General features: G+C 45.0%; 4 protein-coding genes. All 4 read left to right on the top strand.

From position 1 onward, the window contains the following. Positions 1–5: 5 nt before the first annotated feature. The 4 genes from purB (at position 6) to HPC40_RS02660 (ending at position 6,435) form a co-directional block, all read left to right on the top strand. Complete coding sequence (gene purB / locus HPC40_RS02645; protein ID WP_208117937.1) at positions 6–1,382, top strand: adenylosuccinate lyase; 1,377 nt, start codon at positions 6–8, stop codon at positions 1,380–1,382. 75 nt (positions 1,383–1,457) lie between these two features. Continuing rightward, the gene (ppa, locus tag HPC40_RS02650) at positions 1,458–1,988 is read left to right on the top strand and encodes an inorganic diphosphatase (protein ID WP_208117938.1); all 531 of its coding nucleotides are present in this window, start codon (positions 1,458–1,460) and stop codon (positions 1,986–1,988) included. Between the two features lie 78 nt (positions 1,989–2,066). After that, positions 2,067–2,837, top strand: a complete 771-nt coding sequence (locus HPC40_RS02655) for a M48 family metallopeptidase (protein ID WP_208117939.1) — start codon at positions 2,067–2,069, stop codon at positions 2,835–2,837. Between the two features lie 211 nt (positions 2,838–3,048). After that, complete coding sequence (locus HPC40_RS02660) at positions 3,049–6,435, top strand: ESPR-type extended signal peptide-containing protein (protein WP_208117940.1); 3,387 nt, start codon at positions 3,049–3,051, stop codon at positions 6,433–6,435. The last annotated feature ends 14 nt before the right edge of the window (positions 6,436–6,449 follow it).

The raw sequence follows: 6,449 nt of genomic DNA on the forward strand, positions 1-6,449 counted from the left end.
TTATTATGCAACTCACTTCTTTGACCGCACTTTCGCCTATTGATGGACGTTATGGCGACAAAACCCAGCAACTGAGACAAATTTTTAGCGAATTTGGCTTATTGAAAAGTCGTGTGACGGTAGAAGTTCGCTGGTTACAGGCACTTGCGCAGAGCCCTGATATTGCCGAAGTGCCAAGCCTTAGCGAGCAAGCCAATGCTTATTTAGACAGTATTGTGGCAAATTTCTCGTTGGAAAATGCACAGCGTATAAAAGAGATCGAAAAAACCACTAACCACGATGTAAAAGCGGTGGAATATTTCTTGAAAGAACAAAGTGCGGTTATGCCAGAGCTGAATGCGGTGAGTGAGTTTATCCATTTTGCCTGCACGTCAGAGGATATTAATAATCTTTCCCACGCCTTAATGCTGAAAGCAGCGAAAGAAGAGGTGTTACTGCCCGAATGGCAAGCGATATTGAACGATATTCAAGATTTGGCGGCAAAATTCAAAACCATTCCCTTGCTTTCGCGTACGCATGGGCAGCCTGCTAGCCCAACGACGGTGGGCAAAGAAATGGCAAATGTTGCCTACCGCTTACAACGCCAGCTAAAACAACTTCAACAGATTGATATATTAGGCAAAATCAACGGTGCGGTGGGAAATTATAATGCGCATCTAAGTGCGTATCCGCAACTGGATTGGCACGCCTTTAGCCAACACTTTGTAGAAAGTCTTGGCATTACATGGAATCCATACACCACCCAAATCGAACCGCATGATTACATTGCAGAACTGTTTGATTGTGTGGCACGTTTTAATACAATTATGATCGATTTTGACCGTGATATGTGGGGTTACATTGCACTCAATCACTTTAAACAACGCACCATCGCAGGCGAAATTGGCTCTAGTACTATGCCGCATAAAGTCAATCCGATTGATTTTGAAAATTCAGAAGGTAATCTTGGACTGGCGAATGCGGTGATGGCACACCTTGGGGCAAAATTACCCGTATCACGCTGGCAGCGTGATTTAACAGATTCAACGGTGTTGCGTAATCTAGGCGTTGGGATAGGCTATTGTTTGATTGCTTATGCGGCAACGCGTAAAGGCATCAGCAAATTAGAAGTGAATGAAGCTCACCTACGCGCAGAACTTGATCAGAATTGGGAAGTGTTGGCTGAGCCGATTCAAACCGTTATGCGTCGTTACGGCATTGAAAAACCGTATGAAAAATTAAAAGAACTCACCCGCGGTAAACGTGTGGATAAAGTGGCTATGCAGAACTTTATTGATGGCTTAACCATTCCAGAACACGAAAAAGCACGCTTAAAAGAACTCACGCCAGAGCGTTATATCGGTGCGGCGGTTGCCTTAGTCGAAACATTGCCAAAAGCATAAAGTGCGGTCTGGCTCGACAAATTTAACCAATTGGGGCATAATCGCCCCATAAAACAAACAGAAAAGGAAAACATTATGGGCTTAGAAAATGTTCCAGCAGGTAAAGAATTGCCTGATGATATTTATGTGGTAATTGAAATTCCAGCTAACGCAGATCCAATCAAATACGAAGTGGACAAAGCAACGGGGGCAATTTTTGTTGACCGTTTTATGGGAACCGCCATGTTCTATCCAGCCAACTACGGCTACATCAACAACACCCTGTCGCTTGACGGCGATCCTGTGGATGTGTTAGTGCCAACCCCGTATCCGCTGCTACCTGGCTCTGTTATTCGTTGTCGCCCAGTGGGTGTGTTAAAAATGACCGATGAAAGCGGTGAAGATGCGAAACTCATCGCCGTACCACACACCAAATTAAGCAAAGAATATGATCACATCAAAGACATCAATGATGTGCCAGAGCTACTGAAAGGACAAATCCAACACTTTTTCGAAAATTACAAAGCGTTGGAAAAAGGCAAATGGGTCAAAGTGGAAGGCTGGGAAGGCGTGGACGCTGCCCGCGAAGAAATCCGCACCTCATTTGAACGTGCTGCAAAAAAATAGCATTCCAAGTTAAAGTTAAGTAAAATAGACCGCACTTTGCACATAAAGTGCGGTTTTTTTATGCGTTTAGGGGGAGAAATGAGAAAACAGTTTTGGCTAACAGCCTTATTGGCGATGGGAATCGTGAGCGGTTGTGCCGATACACGCAGTGTAAATCAAGAGGCAGCCAATAGCTACACCCAAGCAGTGCAACAAATGCGTACCCAAGGGATGGTTGATACCAGCTCAACCACAGCGAAGCGCATTCATCGTGTATTTGCTCGCCTTAAGCCGATTGCCCAACAAGAAAACCAAACAGGCGTGCCGTTTGATTGGGAAATTACCGTAATGAAAAACAAAGAACTCAATGCGTGGGCGATGCCAGGCGGCAAAATGATGTTCTATACAGGGCTGGTGGATCGCCTGCAACTCAATGACAACGAAATTGCAACCGTGATGGGGCACGAAATGGCACACGCCTTGAAAGAACACGGCAAACAGAGTGTCAATTTCACAATGGCAACGGGCATTCTCGCTGAAATCAGCTCTGTTGCGGTGGCAGCGGTAACGGGCGTGGATTTTCGCCCAGTGATTGGATTAACCCAAGAATATGGGCTTAACAAACCGTTTTCCCGCAGTAATGAAACCGAAGCCGATGAAGTGGGATTAATGCTAATGGCAAAAGCGGGCTACAACCCAGAAGCCGCACCGCACTTATGGGAAAAAATGAGCCAAGCCACAGGTAGCTCAGGCAACACCATTGAAAGCATTCTTTCAACCCACCCCACCAACGCCGATCGTCAAGCGAATTTAAAACGCTTACTGCCACAAGCCATGGCGCTTTACCAGCAAGCCAATAAAGCAAATTAATTTTTATAACCGCACTTTATCGACACAAAGTGCGGTTTTTTTATCTTCTGTAACCGTGCCTTAACATTCCTTGAAAAATGAATAAAAATCCAACAAGAGATCAAAAATAAAATGTGATCTTGTTCAAAAAAAAAACAAAATCAAGTTAAACTTTGTTCATCAGTCAGCCATACTATTATTGATGATTGTAAATAAACCTAAGGAATTGACAATGAACAAGATTTTTAAAGTGATTTTTAACCGTCATTTAAACCAAATGGTGGTCACCTCTGAACTTGCTCGTGGCGTAACCCGTGCAAAAAGCGAAAAAGTGCAAAGTGCGGTCAAAGCAACGCTTACTCTCGTCGCTGCCCTTGTCCTCGGGGTAGTTTCGGTGAGTGCTGAGGCTGTGGTACAAGATACATCGACGGGGAAAAATATTGCCTTATCAGGACCTGATGGAACAGCTGCGAAAATTGGAGAAGCGTTCGGGGCGGCGGTAGCAATCGGTGATAATGCGAATGCGCAAACGGATGGGTCTATTGCGTTAGGCAATAATGCTAAAGCGGGCTTAGCGAGTTTTGCGCCAGCTAATTTTGCAGAAATTGAAAATCCCAAAACGAAAGCGAAATTTACCAGTGAAGATGAATTTTTGCAATATATCGAAAAAGCCCCAGCTCATGATCCTTTAAAACGCCAATATCAAGCACATAAGAATAATATTGCAATGGGCGTTGGTGCAGAGGCCGCGGGTAGCCGAATCATTTCCATTGGTGAGGATGCAGGCAAGGGCGTTAGCGATAATTGGAATTTACAAAATGTGAATGTTGGCACGAGCGCAGGCGCAGGCAATAAACAGGATTACAGTGTTAGCATTGGATTTCAAGCGGGATTTCTTGAAAAAGAGGAAACGAAAAAACTCCAAAGCGAAAATACACATATTTTACCCAATGTGAATATTGGGAAAGGGGCTGGTAAAGAAACAGTTGCCTATGGAAACGTGAGCTTGGGCAATAGTGCAGGTTCTTATATTAAAGATCCACTCAATGGTGAAAATGTCTTCTTAGGGGAAAGTGCGGGAGCGAGAAGTAAAACACGTGCAGTGAAACAAGAAGGGAAAAATTGGCTAGATGAAAATGGTGGGTTTGCAAACCCTGGTGGTCCTCAGATTGCAGGAAATAATGTTGGAATCGGTACGCATGCCTTTATGGAGGGTAAAGGAGATGGTAACACGGCCATTGGACGTTATGCGATGCAAATGGCTAATGGTGGCAGTAATACAGCGGTGGGTGAAAACGCACTTCTTATTGTGCAAGGCAGTGGTAATACAGCCGTAGGGGCTTTAGCTGGTGATTGGACGAAGTCATCAAAAGCGACCAGTATTGGCTTTGCTGCACATGCTTATGGCGATAGCTCAATTGCTATGGGGAATAATGCGTTTGCAGGTAGTAATGAAGAAAATGAGCCGCATACGATTTTAAATGATATTTCTATTGGTTCTCACGCACGGGCGAATGGCGGAGCCAGTACGGCTATTGGTAAACGTGCTCAAGCCAGTTCAGAATCAGCAATGGCAATGGGGGCAAATGCCCAAGCAACGGCAGTGGGTTCGATTGCGATCGGCGGTGCAACAGGTATGAATACATCATTAGTGCCAAATGACGCAACAGGTAATGGATTAGGAGATACACAAGATGGTGATATTCCTGAAGTAACTAAACAGCCAATAGCCGAAGGTGCATATAGCATTGCTATGGGCACCGCCGCACATGCGATAGGGCCAAATGATGTAGTGATTGGTAAAGAAGCTAAAACAGTCGTTGCTACCACAAATGGCAAAGGCACTAAGGGCAATGCTACGGCGGTTGGGTATCAGGCGACAGCCTCTGGATACCATTCTGTATCTGTTGGTGTGAGTGCTGGCGTTGGAACGACAGGCTATTTTAACTTTGCCTTCGGCAGTGAGGCAGGGCAAAACTTAGCGGGTGAAGAAAATATTTCTATTGGTCGTTGGGCTGGTAAAGGCGCAGAAGGGAATGCCAATATTAACATTGGCTTATCCACAGGCGAAGGATTAAAGGTTGGACCTAAGGCGGGCTCTACTCCTGGTCATAACATTAATATTGGTGATAACGCAGGTAAGGCGTTAACGGGTAGCCGAAATGTTTATGTGGGTGAAAACACTGGACGTGGAACAACAGGTACACATAATGTTGGTTTAAGTGTCGATGCTGTGCGTGGTGTGAAAGGCGATTATAATGTAGGCATTGGTGAGCGAGCTGGATTCTACGGTGATGGCAGCAACAACGTGGCATTAGGCTGGTATGCTAATAATGCTTGGAATCTGACAGAAGATGGTGTGCAAATTAAGCTTCGTAATGCAGCAAATAATGTCGTTGCAGTAGGGAATAAGAGTTTGGCAAATAAAGATTCCGCAGTAGCGATTGGCGATGAAAGTCGAGCTTATGGCTTGCAGTCTATTGCTATTGGTAAAAATGCTCACGCCTATGGCGAAAATTCTGTATCAGTCGGTGTCGGAAATTATGTTCATGGCGACAACGCAGGTGCATTTGGTGATCCGAATAAGGTTTATGCTAAAAATTCTTATGCGTTAGGTAACGACAATACTATCGGCAAAGAAGCTGAGAAAAATGCTGACGCAGTGGGTATGCACGCCTTAGGTAATAATATTGCTGCGAATGTTGATAACTCGGTCTATCTGGGCAATAAATCTCGTGCCACAGCGGGAAGTGCGGTCGGCACTAAAGTGAAAGACAGCGATGGTGCAGATGGTACAACAACCACCGCAGGTGATACAGGAACTGTGGCCAGTGCGACAATCGGTAAAGGGCAAAGTGCGGTTACGTATGACGGTTTTGCTGGTAGTACGGCAAAAGGTGTGGTTACCGTTGGAGCAGCAGGTGCGGAACGTCGTATTCAAAATGTAGCGGCAGGTGAAATATCGACTACGTCAACGGATGCTATCAATGGTAGTCAACTTTATGCAGTGGCAAAATTTGCCGCAGATAATGTGATGCACTATTTTTCAGTGAATAGCACAGGCGGCGGAAATTATGATAATAAAGGTGCAACAGGTAAGAATGCTGTAGCAATCGGTCAAAATGTTCAAGCTACGGCTAGCCGAGCACTAGGCGTGGGCAATGGCGTTACTGCTGACGGTGAAGATGCAACAGTTCTTGGTAATGCGGGAGCTAATGCTAAAGGTAAAAAATCAATAGCAATTGGTTCAGCAGCCAGAGCATTAGAAGAAAATGCAGTTGCTTTGGGTAGCGGTGCGAGAGCGACTAAAAAGCATACGGTTGTTATTGGCAATGGTGTGTCTTATGCAGAAAACGGCATCGCCATCGGTAAAGGCGCATACATTGAAGATATGGGTAATAGCAAAGAAGGAATTGCTATTGGTACGAATGCGAAAGCATTGGATGGGACACCTCGTCGAAGTATTCCAGGGGGAGTGTCAGGTATCGCTATCGGTAAGGATACATATGCTCATCAAAGTACCGTCGATATTGGGATGAAATCAGTTAGAAATGAAGAAAAAGGCGCAAACCGCAGAGGTGTAACCTCCATAGGTGCGGATTCTTACGCAGCATGTTAATGATCATGCAAAAA

This window comes from Spirabiliibacterium falconis, from assembly GCF_014885015.1.
Taxonomy (GTDB): Bacteria; Pseudomonadota; Gammaproteobacteria; order Enterobacterales; family Pasteurellaceae; genus Spirabiliibacterium; species Spirabiliibacterium falconis.

Bases quoted from the DNA above. Each gene is read 5' to 3' on its own strand.
- purB (WP_208117937.1), top strand. From the start codon at position 6: ATGCAACTCACTTCTTTGACCGCACTTTCGCCTATTGATGGACGTTAT.
- ppa (WP_208117938.1), top strand. From the start codon at position 1,458: ATGGGCTTAGAAAATGTTCCAGCAGGTAAAGAATTGCCTGATGATATT.
- HPC40_RS02655 (WP_208117939.1), top strand. From the start codon at position 2,067: ATGAGAAAACAGTTTTGGCTAACAGCCTTATTGGCGATGGGAATCGTG.
- HPC40_RS02660 (WP_208117940.1), top strand. From the start codon at position 3,049: ATGAACAAGATTTTTAAAGTGATTTTTAACCGTCATTTAAACCAAATG.